The sequence below is a fragment of the Microbacterium sp. zg-YB36 genome (assembly GCF_024623575.2).
Classification (GTDB): domain Bacteria; phylum Actinomycetota; class Actinomycetes; order Actinomycetales; family Microbacteriaceae; genus Microbacterium.
This window is the reverse complement of the sequence record NZ_JANJFD020000001.1, coordinates 1,284,443-1,302,301: the sequence shown is the minus strand read 5'-3', so window position 1 is coordinate 1,302,301 and position 17,859 is coordinate 1,284,443. Positions and strand designations below refer to the sequence as shown.

Below are 17,859 nucleotides of genomic sequence, written 5' to 3'. Positions count from 1 at the left end.
AATGCGCGACTACGCTGACTGAGTGTCCACACGCACTCTTCCCGAGTTGACCTCCTACGACGCCGTTCTTTTCGACCTGGACGGGGTGCTGACTCCGACCGCCGAAGTGCACATGCACGCCTGGCAGGCGATGTTCACGGAACTGTTCACGGCGTGGGGCATCACTCCGCCGTACACCGAGCGTGACTACTTCCAGAGCCTGGACGGCAAGAAGCGCTACGACGGCGTCGCGAGCCTGCTGCGCAGCCGCGACGTGGAAGTCCCCTGGGGCGACCCGTCGGACCCGCCGACCGCCGACACGGTGTGCGGCATCGGCAACCGCAAGAACATCGTTTTCGAGCGGGTGCTGCGCGAGGAGGGCATTGCGCCGTACCCGGGGTCGCTGCGACTGCTGGACAAGCTGCAGGCGGCGGGGATGCCGGTGGCGGTCGTGTCGAGTTCGAAGAACGCCCGCGAAGTGCTCACCGTCGCCGGGCTCATCGACCGGTTCCCGGTGATCATGGACGGCCTCGTGGCCGAGCGTGAGCACATCCCCAGCAAACCCGCACCCGAGATGTTCCTCGTCGCCGCGCAGATGCTGGGCGTGGACCCCGCCCGCAGCGCCGCGATCGAAGACGCCCACAGCGGCGTGCAGTCCGCCGCTGCCGGTGGCTTCGCGCTCGTCGTCGGAGTCGACCGCGGTGTGGGGGCGCAGGTGCTCCTCGACGCCGGCGCTCACGTGGTCGTCGACGACCTCGACGCCTTCCTCGACTGACTTTTCCCGAACCTGACAACACCCGGAAGGCCCCCCATGATCGACCGCGATCGCTTCCCCGTCGACCCCTGGCGTCTCGTCGAGAAGAACTTCTCGCTCGAGGACGTCGGTGTGACCGAGACCCTGTTCGCCGTCGGCAACGGGTACCTCGGCATGCGCGGCAACCAGCCCGAGGGGCTGCACGGCCATGAGCACGGCACGTTCATCAACGGGTTCCACGAGACCTTCCCGATCCGTCACGCCGAGCAGGCGTACGGGTTCGCCGAGGTCGGGCAGACCATCATCAACGCCCCCGACGCGAAGGTCATGCGCATCTACGTCGAGGACGAGCCGCTGTCGCTGGACATCGCCGACGTCCGCGAGTACGAGCGGGTGCTCGACATGCGCGACGGGGTGCTGCGCCGCCACGTGCTCTGGGTGACTCCCAGCGGCAAGGAGGTGCAGATCGACTTCGAGCGGATGGTGTCGTTCGAGGAGAAGCACCTCTCGGTGATGTCCATCACCGTCACCGTGCTCAACGCCGACGCCCCCGTCACGATCAACTGCCAGCTGGTCAACCGCCAGGACGGCGAGGACGTCTACGGCGGCACCGCCGTCACGCCGCGCCGCGCCGGCTTCGACCCGCGCAAGGCCGATCGGATGCAGGAGCGGGTGCTGCAGCCGCAGGACTACTGGCAGGACGGCGCGCGCACCGCGCTGTCGTACCGCGTGACGGCGTCGGGGATGACCCTCGCCGTCGCCGCCGACCACATCATCGAGACCGAGAACGAGTACGACGTACGGGGCCTCATCGAGCCCGACATCGCCAAGAACCTGTACCGCGTGCAGGCCAAGGCGGGCGTGCCCACCACGGTGACCAAGATCGTGACCTACCACACGTCCCGCGGCGTGCCGGCGCGGGAACTCGTCGACCGGTGCCGTCGCACCCTGGATCGCGCGCAGAGCGTGGGCGTGCCCGCCTTGTTCGAGCAGCAGCGCCAGTGGTGCGCCGACTTCTGGGAGCGCTCGGACGTCAAGATCGCCGGTCACGACGACCTGCAGCAGGCGGCGCGCTGGTGCCTGTTCCAGCTGGCGCAGGCCGCGGCCCGCGCCGACGGCATGGGCGTGCCGGCCAAGGGCGTCACGGGGTCGGGCTACAGCGGCCACTACTTCTGGGACACCGAGATCTATGTGCTGCCGTTCCTGGCGTATACGACCCCGCGGTGGGCGCGCAACGCCCTGCGCATGCGGTACCTCATGCTGCCGGCCGGCCGCAAACGCGCCGCCCAGCTGAACGAGGCCGGCGCGCTGTTCCCGTGGCGCACGATCAACGGCGAGGAGGCGTCGGCGTACTACGCCGCCGGCACCGCGCAGTACCACATCAACGCCGACGTGTGTTTCGCGCTGGCCAAGTACGTGCGCGCCACCGGCGACCTCGACTTCCTCTACACCGACGGCGTGGACATCGCGGTGGAGACGGCGCGCCTGTGGGCGACGCTGGGCTTCTGGCGCACGAGCGACGGCATCCATGACGACGACGATGACGCCGACGGCGACACGTTCCACATCCACGGCGTCACCGGGCCCGACGAGTACACCACCGTCGTCAACGACAATCTGTTCACCAACGTCATGGCCCGCTTCAACCTGCGCTTCGCGGCGCGGACGATCCGCGACATGCAGCAGGACGCGCCCGACGCGTACCAGCTGGCGGCGGACCGGCTGGGACTGGAACCGGGTGAGGCGGAGTCGTGGGATCGCGCGGCCGATGCCATGCACATCCCGTTCAGCGAGGCGCTCGGCATCCACCCGCAGGACCACGTGTTCCTGGAGAAGGAAGTCTGGGACCTGGAGAAGACTCCGGCGGACCGCCGGCCGCTGCTGCTGCACTTCCATCCGCTGGTGATCTACCGCTACCAGGTGCTCAAGCAGGCCGACGTCGTACTGGCCCTGTTCCTGCAGGGCAACCACTTCACCGACGAGGAGAAACTCGCCGACTTCAACTACTACGACCCGCTGACGACGGGGGATTCCACCCTGTCGGCGGTCGTGCAGTCGATCCTGGCGGCGGAAGTGGGCTATCAGGAGCTCGCGCTGGAGTACTTCCTGGAGTCGATCTACGTCGACCTCGGCGACCTGCACCACAACGCCTCCGACGGCGTGCACGTGGCATCGGCCGGCGGGGTGTGGACGGCGCTGGTGTCGGGGTTCGGCGGCATGCGCGATCACTTCGGCGACCTGTCGTTCGACCCGCGCCTGCCGGCCGACTGGCCGTCGCTGTCCTACTCGCTGCTGTGGCACGGCACGCGGCTGGACGTGGAGATCACCGCAGACGCGATCACGCTGAGTGCCGGCCCCGGTGGACCGATCGTGCTGTCGGTGCGGGGTGCGGGCCACGTGATCGCCGGCGGCGAGACGCTCGTGGTGCCGCTGCAGGGGCAGGGGCCGAACATCCCCGGCCGCCCGTCGCTGCGCCAGATCGAGGATGCCCGTCGCGACGACGGCACCTTCCTGTCGGCGTCGATCCCCACCCTCACCAGCTCCATTCCCGTCATCTCCGACGAGGAGCTGCTGTCCGGCGACGACGCGAACGTCCGGGCCGACACGTAAGCACCCGATGAACGGCCGGCGGCGGGGCCACGTGAGGTCCCTGGCGCCGGCCGTTCGGTTGTGCGGGTTGTCGGGGGCGCGGGCGCGGTCGCGCGGCGTCAGCCGACGGTCGCGAAGGTGACCACCCCGACCACGACGGCCACCGGACCCGCGTCGGCGCCGAGGCCGCGCACCGACGGGACGTGGTCCCGCGTGAGCACGACGCTCTCATCGGCGACCTCGGTCCCCACCACGCGCAGCAGATGCGCGGCGGGGTCCGTGCCGTCCTTCCGGGATGTCGTGGTGTAGCCGGCGGCCTCAAGCACGGCGATGGCGGCGTCGGCGTGGGCCGCGGCCGCCGCGGCATCCGGCAAGACCCACGCCCGCACATCCGAGGTCGCCTCGAGCTCATCGATGTCGGTGAAGGAGCGGTGGGTGCCGCGGAACGCGCAGGCGGGGGCGGAGAGCCGGGTGAAGTCCACCGTCGGGTCGCTCGGCGCGGGCGTCGCGACGCGCTCGTCGGCGATGAGTCCGGATTCGCCCAGGATCCACGCCGCGAGGTCGTCGGTGCACGACAGCGCCGCGTCGGCGCTGTCGGGGGATTCCGGGATGGTCGCATCGGGCCGCGGCGCCGGTGTCGTCGGGGTCGGCGTGACCGTCGCGGTGGGGGTGGCAGGTGCGCGGATGCGCGGGGTGCAGGCGACGAGCATTCCGGATGCCGCGACGGATGCCGCCAGTACCGCGGCCACGATCGCCCTGGCGCGGGTGGTCGGGAGCGGGCGGCGGGATGGGCGGTGTGCCATGCAGGAAGTCTCCCGCAGGCGGCGGACACGCGACAGGTCCGATTCGAGCCTGGGAATTGTGCCGGGCGCGATGTCGTGGGCACGCCGTAGGCTAGTGAAGTGACCACCGCCCTCTATCGCCGCTACCGTCCCGAGGCGTTCGGCGAGATGATCGGGCAGTCCCAGGTCACCGACCCGCTTATGACCGCACTGCGCAGTGACCGCATCGGGCACGCGTATCTGTTCTCCGGCCCGCGCGGCTGCGGCAAGACCACGTCGGCGCGCATCCTCGCCCGCTGCCTCAACTGCGCCCAGGGACCGACCGACACCCCGTGCGGCACCTGCCCGAGCTGCGTCGAACTCGGCCGCGGCGGCGGCGGTTCGCTCGATGTGGTCGAGATCGATGCGGCATCCCACAACGGCGTCGACGACGCGCGCGACCTGCGCGAGCGCGCGATCTTCGCGCCCGCCCGCGACCGGTTCAAGATCTTCATCCTCGACGAGGCGCACATGGTGACGCCGCAGGGCTTCAACGCGCTGCTCAAGCTCGTCGAAGAGCCGCCGGACCACATCAAGTTCATCTTCGCGACCACCGAGCCCGAAAAGGTCATCGGCACGATCCGCTCGCGCACCCACCACTATCCGTTCCGGCTCGTCCCGCCCGGGCCGATGCTCGACTACGTGCAGGAGCTGTGCACGCAGGAGGGCGTGGAAGTCGAAACCGGCGTGCTGCCGCTGGTCGTCCGGGCCGGTGGCGGGTCGCCGCGTGACACCCTGTCGCTGCTGGACCAGCTGATCGCCGGGTCGGATGCCGCAGAGAACGGCGCCGTGCGCGTGCGTTACGAGCGCGCCGTGGCGCTGCTGGGTTACACCCACGCCGAACTGCTGGACGAAGTCGTGGAGGCCTTCGGTTCCGGTGACGCCGCCGGTGCCTTTGCCGCCGTCGACCGCGTCATCCAGACCGGCCAGGACCCGCGTCGTTTCGTCGACGACCTGCTCGAGCGCCTGCGCGACCTGATCGTGGTGGCCGCCACCGGGGACGGCGCCGCCGGAGTGCTGCGCGGCGTCCCGGAAGACGCGCTCGAGCGCATGGGCCGGCAGGCCGGTGTCTTCGGCACCGAGCGCCTGTCTCGCACCGCCGACCTGGTGGTCGCGGCCCTCGACGACATGACCGGGGCGACGTCGCCGCGGCTGCAGCTGGAACTGCTGGTCGCGCGCGTGCTGGCGCAGACCCCGCCCGCCGGGCGTGCGCCTGTGGGTGCGGGTGTCGCGGCTCCCACCGCGGCTGCGCCTGTCGCTGCGCCTGGCGTGGCGGCGCCGACTGCGGCGCCTGCGGCCGCGCCTGCGCCTCGGCAGGAGCGCCCGGTCGCGCCTGCTGCAGCGCCTGCCCCTGCCGCCGCTGCGGCTTCCGCCGCTGCTCCTGCTGCCGCCGCTGCGCCCGCCGCGCCGCCGGCCGCCGCACCGCCGGCGACGTCCGCAGCGGCATCCGCTGCTCCCCTCACCGACACGGCACCCGCCGATCCCTCCGAGGCGCCGCCGTACGACGAAGAGGAGCACGGTCCCGACCCGACCGTGCCCGACCCCGGACCCGACGCGGCGGCCGCCGATGCCCCCGTGGTCCCGGCCGGCCCCATCACCTACGCACACGTCCGCGACGCGTGGCCCGAGATCCTCAAGCGCCTCGAGAACGTCAGCCGCACGTCGTGGCTGGTGGCCACTGTCGCCCGCGTCGCCGCGTTCGACGACGACGTGCTGACGCTGGCGTTCCAGAGCCAGGCCGACGTCACGGCGTTCAAGAAGCTGCAGGCGGGCCAGGGGCCCAGTGAAGACCTGCGCGGCGTGATCCAGCAGGTGCTCGGCATCCGCGTGAAGTACATCGCCCGCCACGACACCGACCCCACGCCGCCGCCCGCCGGCGCCGTTCCGCCGGGTCCGCCGTCGGCCGGCCCCGAAGGATCCGGACCCGCCCCGAGCGGTCCCCGCGACGGTGGGGGCTCCGGTGGCTCGCGGGTCCCGTCCGCCGGTCCGGCCGCACCCGCACCGGCATCCGCGTCGGCGCCCGTCACGCAGTGGGCGGTCGCGGCTATTCCCGCCGACGACCCCACCGTGCCGGTGGCTCCCGCCCAGTTCGCCGTCGACGACGAGCCCGAAGATGCCGCCGCCCGAGCACGCGTGGCCACACTCGCGCCGGTGCGCGAGGGTGACGTGCTGCCGGCGGATGTCGTCGCGCCCCCGGAGCCCGAAGACGACGAGCCGGACGTCCCCGATGTCCCCGTCGACGTGCCCGTGCCGCCGGTGGTCGTCACGAGCCGTCCGATCGCGACGCGCGGGGGAGTGGAGCGCTACGGCGAGCCGGTCGTGCGCCAGATGCTCGGCGCCACTTTCGTGCGCGAAGAGCCGTACACCCCGCCGACGAGGTTCAACTAAGCCATGTACGACGGCATCGTCCAGGATCTGATCGACGAGTTCGGGCGCCTGCCCGGCATCGGTCCGAAGTCTGCCCAGCGCATCACCTTCCACATCCTGCAGACCCCCAACTTCGACGTCGCGCGGCTGGCGTCGCTGCTGAGCGATATCCGCGAGCGGGTGCGCTTCTGCGAGGTCTGCGGCAACGTCTCCGAGCAGAACCGGTGCGGCATCTGCCGCGACCCGCGGCGCGATCCCACCCTCATCTGCGTCGTCGAGGATGCCAAGGATGTGTCGGCCATCGAGCGCACCCGCGAGTTCCGCGGGCTCTACCACGTGCTCGGCGGCTCGATCAGCCCCATCGCCGGCATCGGACCCGACGACCTGCGCATCACGCAGCTCATGCAACGCCTGGCAGACGGCACCGTGCAGGAGGTGATCCTGGCCACGAACCCCAACCTCGAGGGCGAGGCCACCGCGACCTACCTCAGTCGCCTGCTGCACACGCTGGAGATCAGCGTCACCCGTCTCGCATCGGGCTTGCCCGTCGGCGGAGACCTCGAGTACGCCGATGAGGTGACCCTGGGGCGCGCGTTCGAGGGTCGCCGCTCGATGTGAACCACACCGGGCGCCACATCGGCGCCCGGGGATGGCTGCTCTACGCCGTCGAGTCCTAGTCGCCGGCATCCATCGTCGCCGGATGCCGCGCCCGCCGCGTGCCGAGCGTAGGAGATGTGCCCGGCGTAGGACGTTTCCGCGGTGATCGGTCCTACCGTCGCTACATCTCCTACGCTCGCGACGCCCGGGCGCCGTCACATGGCAGAGCGGGAATGGCGGGATCCATAGAATGGAGCGTCGGGCGCGCGTGCGCCACCATCCCTTGGAGCTTTCCCTATGGCGTTGATCGTGCAGAAGTACGGCGGCTCATCGGTCGCCGACGCGGAGAGCATCAAGCGCGTCGCCAAGCGCATCGTCGACGCGCGCCGCGCCGGCCACGAAGTGGTCGTCGCCGTCAGCGCGATGGGCGACACCACCGACGAACTGCTCGACCTCGCCCACGAGGTCGCCCCCATGCCGGCACCCCGCGAGCTGGACATGCTGCTCTCCAGCGGTGAGCGCATCTCGATGGCGCTGCTGGCGATGGCGATCCATTCGATGGGGTTCGAGGCGCGCTCGTTCACCGGCAGCCAGGCGGGCATGATCACGGATGCCACGCACGGCGCGGCCCGCATCGTCGATGTGACCCCGGTGCGGCTGCGGGAAGCGCTCGACGAGGGCGCGATCGTCATCGTCGCCGGGTTCCAGGGGTTCAACCGCGACACCCGCGACATCACCACGCTCGGCCGCGGCGGCTCCGACACCACCGCCGTCGCCCTCGCCGCTGCGCTCAACGCCGACGTGTGCGAGATCTACAGCGACGTCGAGGGCGTCTTCACCGCCGATCCGCGCGTGGTGCCCAAGGCCCAGAAGCTCAGCGTCGTCAGCAGCGAAGAGATGCTCGAGATGGCCGCCAACGGCGCCAAGGTGCTGTATATCCGTGCGGTGGAATACGCCCGCCGCCACGGCGTCATGATCCACGCAAGGTCGACGTTCTCGTCGGGCGTCGGCACCTATGTGCTTGCGCCCGGGATGAGCATGCCGGACAGCGAAGAGGGAGCAGAGATGGAAGAGCCGATCGTCGCGGGAGTCGCAACCGACCTCGGGCAGGCCAAGGTCACCGTCACCGGCGTTCCCGACGTGCCTGGCAAGGCCGCCGAGATCTTCAAGGTCGTCGCCCGGTCCGGCGCCAACGTCGACATGATCGTGCAGAACGTGTCGGCGGCCACCACCGGTCGCACCGATATCTCCTTCACGCTACCCAAGAGCGACGCCGCCACCGCGCTGCGTGCCCTTGCCGCTGACCAGGCCGACATCGGGTTCGAGAACCTCGTGCACGACGACCAGATCGGCAAGCTCTCGGTCGTCGGCGCCGGCATGCGCACGCACTCCGGGGTTTCGGCGACGCTGTTCGAGGCGCTGAGCACGGCGGGCATCAACATCGAGATGATCTCCACCTCGGAGATCCGCATCTCGGTCGTCGTCCGGGGCGACGACCTGGCCGCCGCGGCACGCGTCGTGCACACCGCATACGGCCTCGACGGCGACGGCGAAGCCGTCGTGCACGCCGGCACCGGGCGCTGACGCGGCATCCATCCTCTCCCCACCACAGGAAGACTCACCGACACAGGACGTTCCGGCTGGAATCGTCCTGTTCCCGGGAGTTCGCCTGCGCTGGTGACGGATGCCTCCGACCGCCCCCTGCCCGACCCCACCGGGTAGAATCGCGGCACCGCCCACTCGGGCACGACCGCACCCCGCACCCCGGCGCCACGCAAGGATCCACCATGACCCGCATCTCCGATTCAGGACTCACCGTCGCCGTCGTGGGCGCCACCGGCCAGGTCGGCACGGTCATGCGCGACATCCTGGCCGAGCGGGCCTTCCCGATCAGCGAGCTGCGGCTGCTGGCCACCAGCCGGTCCGCCGGCACGGCCGTGGAGTTCGGCGGCCACACCGTGATCATCGAAGACGTCGCCACCGCCGACCCCGCCGGCATCGACATCGCCCTGTTCTCCGCCGGCGCCACCGGCTCCCGCGCGCACGCCCCCCGGTTCGCCGCGGCCGGCGCCGTGGTCATCGACAACTCCAGCGCCTGGCGCATGGACCCCGACGTGCCGCTCGTAGTGAGCGAGGTCAACCCGCACGCCATCGCCGAGGCGACCAAGGGCATCATCGCCAACCCCAACTGCACGACCATGGCCGCGATGCCGGCGCTCAAGCCCCTCGACGCCGAGGCGGGCCTGGAGCGGCTCATCATCAGCACCTACCAGGCGGTGTCGGGCTCGGGCATCGCCGGCGCCGAAGAACTGCTCGGCCAGGTCGAGGGCGTCCTCGCGCAGGGCGACACGCTGCGCCTCGTGCACGACGGCTCGGCCGTCGACTTCCCGCAGCCGGAGAAGTACATCGCCCCCATCGCGTTCGACGTGATCCCGCTTGCCGGCTCCATCGTCGACGACGGCCTCAACGAGACCGACGAAGAGAAGAAGCTGCGCAACGAGAGCCGCAAGATCCTCGAGCTGCCGGACCTCCGCGTCGCCGGCACGTGCGTGCGCGTGCCCGTGTTCACCGGCCACTCGCTGTCGATCCACGCCGAGTTCGCCCGCGACATCACGCCGGAGCGGGCCCGCGAGATCCTGGCATCCGCCCCCGGTGTCGTCCTCGAAGAAGTCCCCACGCCGCTGCAGGCGGCGGGCAAGGATCCGGCCTTCGTCGGCCGCATCCGCGCGGACCAGTCCGCCCCCGAGGGCAAGGGTCTGGTGCTGTTCATCAGCAACGACAACCTGCGAAAGGGCGCCGCCCTCAACGCCGTGCAGATCGCCGAGATCGTCGCCGCGCGCCTCGGCGTCACCGCCTGACGCACACCGCACGCGCCGGCACGCGGCGGCATGCGGCGGCGAATGCTGGATGCCGCGCGGTCCGGTGCCCCTCGCAAGGCCAACTAGACTGGCTCATCGTGATCGAGACGTACGATGCCGTGCTGGTCGGGGGCGGAATTATGAGCGCCACCCTGGGCACCCTCCTCAAAGAACTCCAGCCAGACTGGAAGATCGTCGTCTACGAACGGCTGGGCGATGTGGCGCTGGAAAGCTCCAACGCCTGGAACAACGCAGGCACCGGACACGCCGCCCTCTGCGAGCTGAACTACATGCCCGAGGGCAAGGACGGCTCCGTCGATCCCGCCAAGGCGATCGCCATCAACGAGCAGTTCCAGCAGAGTCGGCAGCTGTGGGCGTCGCTGGTCGAACGCGGCATCCTGGATGATCCGTCGACGTTCATCAACGAGACCCCGCACATGACCTTCGTCCGCGGGGAGAAGGACGTCGCGTACCTCAAGAAGCGCTACGAGGCGCTCAAGGGACAGCCGCTGTTCGAGGGCATCCAGTACAGCGAGGACTCCCGCGTCATCCACCAGTGGGCACCGCTGCTGATGGAGCACCGCCGCAAGGGCGAACCGTTCGCGGCCACGCGCGTGCCGGCCGGTACCGACATCGACTTCGGGGCGCTCACCCGGCAGATGTTCGCCCACCTGAAGGAGCAGGGCGTCGAGGTCGTCACCAACCGCGAGGTGAAGCGTCTGAAGAAGCAGAAGGATGGCACCTGGAAGGTGTCGTTCCGCAACACCATCGGCCGCACGCCCGGAAGCATCAACGCCCGCTTCGTCTTCGTCGGCGCCGGCGGCTGGGCACTCAAGCTGCTGCAGCGCTCCGGGATCCCCGAGGCATCCGGCTACGGCGTGTTCCCCATCGGCGGGCAGTTCCTCAAGACCTCGAACCCCGCTGTCGTGGCCAAGCACAAGGCGAAGGTGTACTCGCAGGCATCCGTCGGCGCCCCTCCCATGTCGGTGCCCCACCTCGATACCCGCGTCGTCGACGGTGAGGCATCGCTGCTGTTCGGGCCGTTCGCCACGTTCAGTCCCAAGTTCCTCAAGACCGGCTCGTTCCTGGACATCATCACCCAGGTGCGCCCGGGCAACCTCTTCCCGATGATCAAGGTCGCCATCGACAACCCGTCGCTGCTGACCTACCTCGTGGGGGAGCTGGCCAAGAACCACGCGAAGAAGGTCGACAGCCTGCGCGACTTCGTGCCGACGGCCAAGGATGCCGACTGGGAGCTCATCCAGGCCGGCCAGCGTGCCCAGGTGATGAAGAAGGATCCCGACAAGGGCGGTGTGCTGCAGTTCGGCACCGAAGTGATCGCGGCCGCGGACGGCTCGATCGCGGGCCTGCTGGGCGCCTCACCCGGGGCCTCGACGGCGGCGTCGATCATGCTCGGCCTGCTGAAGGACTGCTTCCCCGACCGTGTCGACGAGTGGGAGCCGCGGCTGCGGGAGTTGATCCCCAGCTACGGCGAGACGCTCAACGCCCGACCGGATGCCGCGCGGGCGTCGATGGCCGCCACGGCCGCTGCCCTCGGCATCCACCCCTAGCGAGCCGCATGCGGCTCTGGTCCCTGCACCCGGCGCTGCTGGACCGGGCAGCCCTCGTCGCCGGCTGGCGCGAAGGGCTGCTGGCGCAGGCGGTGCTCGTGGGGGCCACGCGCGGTTACACGCGGCATCCGCAGTTGGAGCGCTTTCGTGCCCAGCCCGACCCGGAGGGCGCAATCGGACACTTCCTGGGGAGCCTGCAGGCCGAGGCGACCTCACGCGGCTACCGGTTCGATGTGACACGCATCCGGTGCGCGGATGCCGCGAATCCGGCGATCCCGGTGACCGAGGGCCAGCTGGCGTTCGAACTGGAGCACCTGCGCCGCAAGGTCACCGAACGATCGCCGGAGTGGCTCGAGCGGCTGCCCGCCGACGCGCCGGCCGCCGGCCCGTCGTTCACGGTGGTGGCCGGGCCGATCGAGACGTGGGAGCGGCCGTAGCGCGGGGTTCGGCGCCGGTTACGCGCCCCGAACCGGGGGATTGCGGGGTTCGGCGCCCGTTACGCGCCCCAAACCGGGGGATTGCGGGGTTCGGTGCCCGATACGCGCCCCGAACCGGGGGATCGCGGGGTTCGGTGCCCGTTACGCGCCCCAAACCGGGGCGTGGGGAGGAGAGGGGAGGGACGAATCACAGCGCGGCGGCCTTGCCGCGCAGCACCGCGGCCTCGCGGTCGTTCGCGGCCAGCGCCGCCGCCGTGAGCAGCTCCGACCGTGCCTCGTCGACGCGGCCGAGCCGGCGCAGCAGTTCGCCGCGGACGCTCGGCAGCAGGTGCGAGCCGCGCAGCGCACCGTCGGCCTGCAGCCGGTCCACGATCCGCAGGGCGGTCGCGGGGCCCGTGGCCATCGACACCGCCACGGCACGGTTGAGGTCCACCACGGGGCTCGGCGCGATGCGCCCGAGGGCCTCGTACAGCAGCACGATGCGGTCCCAGTCGGTCGACTCGACGCTCGGCGCCACCGCGTGGCACAGCGCGATCGCCGCCTGCAGCGCGTACGGACCCCGCCCGCCCCGGCCATCGGTCTGCGCCAGCGCCCCGCGCCCCCGCGCGATCTGCCTGCGGTCCCACAGCGTGCGATCCTGGTCGGCCAGCAGCACCGGCGTGCCGTCGCGCGCGGTGCGCGCGGCGAACCGCGACGACTGCAGCTCCATCAGCGCGACCAGGCCCCATACCTCCGGCTCCCGCGGCAACAGGCCGCTGAGGACCCGGCCGAGCCGCAGCGCCTCCTCGGCGAGCTCCTCGCGCATCCAGCGGTCGCCGCTGGTGGCGGCGTACCCCTCGGTGAAGATCAGGTAGATCACCCCGAGCACGCCGCCCAGTCGCTCCCGCCAGTCGGCGGGGTCGGGGGTCTCGAACGGGACGTGCGCGGCAGCGAGGGTCTTCTTGGCCCGCGTGATGCGCGCCTGCACGGTGGGCACCGGCACCAGCAGCGTCCGCGCGATCTCCTGCGTCGACAGTCCGCCCACGACCCGCAGCGTCAGGGCCACCTGCGATTCCCGCGACAGCACCGGGTGGCAGGCGGTGAACACCAGCCGCAGCATGTCGTCGTCGATCGGCTCCCACTCGTCGGCCGTGGTCGCCGACAGGTCGTGTGCGATCGCGCGGTAGCGCTCATCCAGCGCGCTGCGCCGCCGCCACCGGTCGATCGCGCGACGTTTGGCGACGGCGGTCAGCCATGCCCCGGGATTGCGGGGGATGCCGGCATCCGGCCACTGCTCGATCGCTTCGACCAACGCCTCCTGGGCGAGATCCTCCGCCAGCCCGACGTCGCCTGTCACCTTCGCGAGCGTCGCGATGATGCGCGCGCTCTCGATACGCCAGACGGCGTCGACTGTGCGGTGGATGTGGTCGGTCATGAGGGCACGGCGTCAGGGGGTGTCGGCGCCCACGCTGAGACCGAGTTCGTCGCGCCAGCCCTTCTCCTTCTTCACGTACTCGTTGTCCTGGTAGTCGGCGAAGTCCGAGTCGTCGGTGACGCGGCGCACTTCGATCTTGTTTCCCGGTCCCAGGGGAGCGCGCTTGGCCCACTCCACGGCTTCCTCCCGGGTGGAGGCCTGGATGATCCAGAAGCCGTTGAACAGCTCGTGCGTCTCGCCATAGGGGCCGTCGGTGACGATCGGGGCGTCGTCGGTGAATTCGACCACCGCGCCCTGCGCGGCATCCGTCAGCCCATCGCCGCCGAGGAGCACCCCGGCCTTGATCATGGACTCGTTGTAGGCGCCCATGGCGTTGATCACAGCCTCGACGTCCATGTCTTCGTAACTCTGCTCGGAGCCGCTGTTGCGCATGACCAGCATGTATTTCGACATCTTCGCGTTCCTTCGTCTCGATGGGGCTCGTTGTCGCCCTCTACTATCGCGTCGAACGGCGACCGCGGGAATCGACATCGCACGTAGAATCCACGGGTGGCCAAACTGTACTTCCGCTACGGAGCGATGAACTCCGGCAAGTCGACGGCTCTGCTGCAGGCGGCCTACAACTACGAAGAACGCGGTCAGCGCGTGCTGCTGGCCAAGCCCGCGATCGACACGAAGGGTGCCGGCGAGGTCGCCAGTCGTCTGGGGATGACCCGTCCGGTTGACTTCCTCATCGCTCCGGATGCCGATCTGCGGTCGCTGTTCCGCGAACACCGGGAGCAGGTGCGCGCCGGCGCGGCCGACGAACTGCTCCCCGAGGCGCCCACCGACGTGGCATGTCTGCTCGTGGACGAGGCGCAGTTCCTCACGCGCGAGCAGGTGGACGATCTGCTGCGCATCGTCGTGATGGACGGGGTGCCGGTGCTCGCCTACGGCATCCGCACCGACTTCCGCACCAACGCGTTCCCGGGTTCGGCGCGGCTGATGGAACTTGCCCACTCGCTCGAGGAGCTCAAGACCATCTGCCGGTGCGGGCGTAAGGCGCTCTTCAACGCCCGGCTCGTCGGCGGCCGGTTCGTCTTCGACGGTGACCAGGTGGCCATCGACGAACTCACCGCCGATCGCGTCACCTACGAGTCGATGTGCGCGGAGTGCTACCTGCGGGAATCCGGGGGCCGTCTCGACGGGTGACGCCCGGGGGTTGCATGGTCTGACCACATCGATTATCGTGGTCGGACCACCAACGAAGGGGACCGTGCCAATGACGGACACCGCACCAGCGCCCGCGCGCGCCTGGAAGGTCGTGCTCGACAAGATCGAGACCGACCTGATCGAGGGTCGCCTCGGCCCGGGGGACAGGCTTCCCTCCGAACGAGACCTCGTCGCGCAGCTCGGCGTCGGCCGCTCCAGCGTCCGTGAGGCGCTGCGAGTGCTCGAGGTGATGGGACTCATCCGCACCGGGACCGGCTCCGGGCCCTCCGCCGGCGCGATCGTCATCTCGTCCCCCACCGGTGGGATGTCGGCGCTGCTGCGGCTGCAGGTGGCCGCACAGGGCTTCCCCATCGAAGACGTCGTGGCCACCCGCCTGTTCGTCGAGGAGTGGATCGTCGGCACGCTCGCCGCGCAGTCGGACACCGACCTCGCCGTCGCGCGCGCCACCATCGACGCGATGGATGCCGAGCCGCTGCCCCCGGAGGACTTCCTCGCGCTGGACGCCCAGTTCCACTACGCCCTCGCCGCGGCATCCGGAAACACCGTCGTGGCGGCCACGATGGCCGGACTGCGCTCGTCGATCCAGGGCTACACCGCGCAGATCGCCCGCCACATCGAGGACTGGGGCACGGAGTCGCAGCGCCTTCGCGATGAGCACCACGCCATCCTCGAAGCGATCGAGGCAGGCGACGTCGAGCGCGCGCGTGCCCTCGTGCCTCTACACATTGCCGGCTACTACACCCACTGATCGCGAGAGGTCACCCCAAAATGGTCCAGCGCCAACTTCCCAAGCCAGCAGAGCTGCTCGAGCTGATGCAGTTCAAAAAGCCGCAGTTCAACGCCACCAAGCGTCGCCTCGACGGCGCCCTGACGATCGCCGATCTGCAGAAGATCGCCCACCGCCGCACCCCCAAGGCCGCCTTCGACTACACCGACGGCGCCGCCGAGGGCGAGCTGTCGCTCGCACGCGCCCGCCAGGCGTTCGAGGACATCGAGTTCCACCCCGACATCCTGCGCCCCGCCGCGCACGTAGACACCTCGGTGGAGATCCTCGGCGGCCGCTCCGCGATGCCGTTCGGCATCGCGCCGACCGGCTTCACCCGCCTCATGCAGACCGAGGGCGAGACCGCTGGCGCCGGCGCCGCGGCCGCCGCCGGCATCCCCTTCACGCTGTCGACCCTCGGCACCGCCTCGATCGAGCAGGTCGTCGCCGCCAACCCGAGCGGGCGCAACTGGTTCCAGCTGTACGTCATGCGCGACCGCGACATCTCGTACGGTCTGGTCAAGCGTGCCGCCGCGGCCGGGTTCGACACCCTCATGTTCACCGTCGACACCCCCATCGCCGGTGCCCGCTTGCGCGACAAGCGCAACGGGTTCTCGATCCCGCCGCAGCTGACCGTCGGCACGATCATCAACGCGCTGCCGCGGCCGTGGTGGTGGATCGACTTCCTCACCACCCCGAAGCTCGAGTTCGCGTCACTGTCGACCACCGGCGGCACCGTGGGCGAGCTGCTCAACGCCGCGATGGACCCGACCATCAGCTACGAGGACCTCGAGTACATCCGCAGCATCTGGCCCGGCAAGATCGTCATCAAGGGCGTGCAGAACGTCGCCGACAGCAAGCGCCTCATCGACCTCGGTGTCGACGGCATCATCCTGTCCAACCACGGTGGACGTCAGCTGGACCGGGCGCCGATCCCGTTCCACCTGCTGCCGCACGTCGTGCGTGAGGTGGGCAAGGATGCCACCGTCATGATCGACACCGGCATCATGAACGGTGCCGACATCGTGGCATCCGTCGCCCTGGGGGCGAAGTTCACCCTCATCGGTCGCGCGTACCTCTACGGCCTGATGGCCGGCGGCCGGGCAGGTGTCGACCGTGCGATCGAGATCCTCCGCACCGAGATCGAGCGGACCATGACGCTGCTGGGCGTGTCGAGCCTGGAAGAGCTGGAGCCGCGCCACGTCACGCAGCTGCAGCGCTTGACGCCGGTGGCGCAGCCCACCGACGCCGCGCGCGCCATGGCGGCGATGCAGGACTGACCCCGCACCCCCGAATGCAAGAACGGCCCTCCGCGTGGGGGCCGTTCTTGCGTTGCTTCGCTTCAGCCGTCGCGTATGTCCCTGCGGCGCCGGATGCTGGGGCGTTTGCGACGACTGAACGGTTCGCCGCCGCGCGCGCCGCGCCATCATCTCCTTCGGTCGTCTCGAATGTCCCTGCGGCGCCGGATGCCGGGGCGTTTGTGACGACTGAACCAGAGACGCTCGCATGCGCCCCGCAGGGCCCCCAGGACGCGCTGGGAGGTCTGGGTCAGACCCGGACGGGGAGGGTGGGGATCAGGGTCGTCAGGAAGGCGGCGGTGTCCTCCCAGCCCTCGACGGCCTGGCAGGCCACGCCCATGGCCAGCACCGGGTAGTCATTGCCGTCGGGGTCGAGGCGGTCGCCCACGAACAGCATGTCATCCAGGGCGATGCCGGTCTGCTCGGACAGCTGACGCATGCCGTAGGCCTTGTCGATGCCGCGGTGGGTGATGTCCACCGACGTCGACCCGCCCGATCGCACCTCGAGGTCGGGGATGCGCGCGGCCACGGCCTCGCGCAGGGCGTTTTTCTTCGCCCCGGTGGGGTCCCACGCGACCTTCACCGCGAGCGGTGCCGTCTGGCCGAGCGCCGAGAACGTGATCTGCGAGCCGCGGTCCTCGAGGATGTCACCCCAGGTCTCGCTCTCCCACAGCCCCAGTCGACGCGCCTCACCCTCGACGGCGGCGAGGGCACGGACCTTCTCGTCGTCGGTCAGCCGGTGGGCGTACACCGTCTCGACGCCGGCGTCGGTGAGTCGGTAGTACTGGGTACCGCAGGTGGGCATGAGGTGCAGCGAGGCCAGCACCGCGGCGGATGCCGCCGGCAGGTTGTCCACGACCTGCACCTGGAACTGCTGCAGCTGTCCGCCGGAGATGATCGCCACCTCGACGCGCTCGGCCAGTGCGACCAGCAGCTCGCCGATCACGGGGTCGATCGCGCTCTTGGACGGAGCGAGCGTGTCGTCCAGGTCGAACGCGATGAGGCGGGGGGTCGGCATCGGGCTGCTCCTGTCGAACGCTTCTTGAACGAAGGGCCCCACCTTGCGGCGGAGCCCTTCTGATGTCGGGGTGACAGGATTTGAACCTGCGGCCTCGTCGTCCCGAACGACGCGCGCTACCAAGCTGCGCCACACCCCGTGGCAACCCATCCAGCCTACCCGATGTGCGGGTGTGCTCCGA

Annotated in this window: 15 protein-coding genes and 1 tRNA gene; 11 read left to right on the top strand and 5 right to left on the bottom strand. The window is 70.2% G+C overall.

Going from position 1 to position 17,859, the window contains the following annotated elements; translation table 11 throughout:
- The first annotated feature begins 22 nt into the window (after positions 1-22).
- Positions 23-754 carry an HAD family hydrolase gene (locus NQ151_RS06645; protein WP_257508114.1) on the top strand — a complete coding sequence of 244 codons (732 nt, stop codon included), beginning with the start codon at positions 23-25 and terminating at the stop codon, positions 752-754.
- Between the two features lie 36 nt (positions 755-790).
- Entirely contained in the window at positions 791-3,343 is a 2,553-nt protein-coding gene (locus NQ151_RS06640; RefSeq protein ID WP_257508115.1) for a glycoside hydrolase family 65 protein, read from the top strand.
- Between the two features lie 98 nt (positions 3,344-3,441).
- On the opposite strand, the gene NQ151_RS06635 is transcribed toward NQ151_RS06640, so the two are convergent.
- Complete coding sequence (locus NQ151_RS06635; protein WP_257527485.1) at positions 3,442-4,125, bottom strand: hypothetical protein; 684 nt, start codon at positions 4,123-4,125, stop codon at positions 3,442-3,444.
- Positions 4,126-4,224: 99 nt separating this feature from the next.
- Here NQ151_RS06635 and NQ151_RS06630 point away from each other — a divergent pair, with 99 nt between their 5' ends.
- The 6 genes from NQ151_RS06630 (at position 4,225) to NQ151_RS06605 (ending at position 11,973) form a co-directional block, all read left to right on the top strand.
- Positions 4,225-6,531 (top strand): DNA polymerase III subunit gamma and tau, encoded by a 2,307-nt coding sequence (locus NQ151_RS06630; protein ID WP_257527484.1) that lies wholly within the window; start codon positions 4,225-4,227, stop codon positions 6,529-6,531.
- A gap of 3 nt (positions 6,532-6,534) precedes the next feature.
- Positions 6,535-7,128, top strand: a complete 594-nt coding sequence (recR, locus tag NQ151_RS06625) for a recombination mediator RecR (protein ID WP_257508118.1) — start codon at positions 6,535-6,537, stop codon at positions 7,126-7,128.
- A gap of 276 nt (positions 7,129-7,404) precedes the next feature.
- A complete protein-coding gene (locus tag NQ151_RS06620) occupies positions 7,405-8,691 on the top strand; it encodes an aspartate kinase (protein WP_257527483.1) in 1,287 nt (428 codons plus the stop codon).
- 203 nt (positions 8,692-8,894) lie between these two features.
- Entirely contained in the window at positions 8,895-9,965 is a 1,071-nt protein-coding gene (locus tag NQ151_RS06615) for an aspartate-semialdehyde dehydrogenase (RefSeq protein WP_257527482.1), read from the top strand.
- Positions 9,966-10,105: 140 nt separating this feature from the next.
- Positions 10,106-11,536, top strand: coding sequence for a malate dehydrogenase (quinone) (gene mqo / locus NQ151_RS06610; RefSeq protein WP_502883568.1), 1,431 nt, complete (start codon positions 10,106-10,108; stop codon positions 11,534-11,536).
- A gap of 8 nt (positions 11,537-11,544) precedes the next feature.
- The gene (locus NQ151_RS06605; RefSeq protein WP_257527480.1) at positions 11,545-11,973 is read left to right on the top strand and encodes a pyrimidine dimer DNA glycosylase/endonuclease V; all 429 of its coding nucleotides are present in this window, start codon (positions 11,545-11,547) and stop codon (positions 11,971-11,973) included.
- Positions 11,974-12,160: 187 nt separating this feature from the next.
- Here the strand turns inward: NQ151_RS06605 and NQ151_RS06600 are convergent, their stop codons facing one another.
- Together NQ151_RS06600 and NQ151_RS06595 are read right to left on the bottom strand one after the other, a co-directional pair.
- Positions 12,161-13,387, bottom strand: coding sequence for an RNA polymerase sigma factor (locus NQ151_RS06600; RefSeq protein ID WP_257527479.1), 1,227 nt, complete (start codon positions 13,385-13,387; stop codon positions 12,161-12,163).
- 12 nt (positions 13,388-13,399) lie between these two features.
- Positions 13,400-13,840 carry a YciI family protein gene (locus tag NQ151_RS06595; protein ID WP_257508124.1) on the bottom strand — a complete coding sequence of 147 codons (441 nt, stop codon included), beginning with the start codon at positions 13,838-13,840 and terminating at the stop codon, positions 13,400-13,402.
- A gap of 96 nt (positions 13,841-13,936) precedes the next feature.
- Between NQ151_RS06595 and NQ151_RS06590 the strand changes: the two genes are divergently transcribed.
- The 3 genes from NQ151_RS06590 to NQ151_RS06580 all read left to right on the top strand — a co-directional run bounded on the left by NQ151_RS06590 (position 13,937) and on the right by NQ151_RS06580 (position 16,642).
- Positions 13,937-14,578, top strand: coding sequence for a thymidine kinase (locus tag NQ151_RS06590; RefSeq protein ID WP_257508125.1), 642 nt, complete (start codon positions 13,937-13,939; stop codon positions 14,576-14,578).
- A gap of 70 nt (positions 14,579-14,648) precedes the next feature.
- The gene (locus NQ151_RS06585) at positions 14,649-15,347 is read left to right on the top strand and encodes a FadR/GntR family transcriptional regulator (RefSeq protein WP_257527478.1); all 699 of its coding nucleotides are present in this window, start codon (positions 14,649-14,651) and stop codon (positions 15,345-15,347) included.
- A 20-nt stretch (positions 15,348-15,367) separates the two neighbouring features.
- Positions 15,368-16,642 (top strand): alpha-hydroxy acid oxidase, encoded by a 1,275-nt coding sequence (locus NQ151_RS06580; RefSeq protein WP_257527477.1) that lies wholly within the window; start codon positions 15,368-15,370, stop codon positions 16,640-16,642.
- A 268-nt stretch (positions 16,643-16,910) separates the two neighbouring features.
- On the opposite strand, the gene NQ151_RS06575 is transcribed toward NQ151_RS06580, so the two are convergent.
- Positions 16,911-17,678 (bottom strand): HAD-IIB family hydrolase, encoded by a 768-nt coding sequence (locus NQ151_RS06575; protein ID WP_257527476.1) that lies wholly within the window; start codon positions 17,676-17,678, stop codon positions 16,911-16,913.
- Positions 17,679-17,743: 65 nt separating this feature from the next.
- Positions 17,744-17,817: transfer RNA gene (locus NQ151_RS06570), tRNA-Pro, on the bottom strand.
- Between the last annotated feature and the right edge of the window lie 42 nt (positions 17,818-17,859).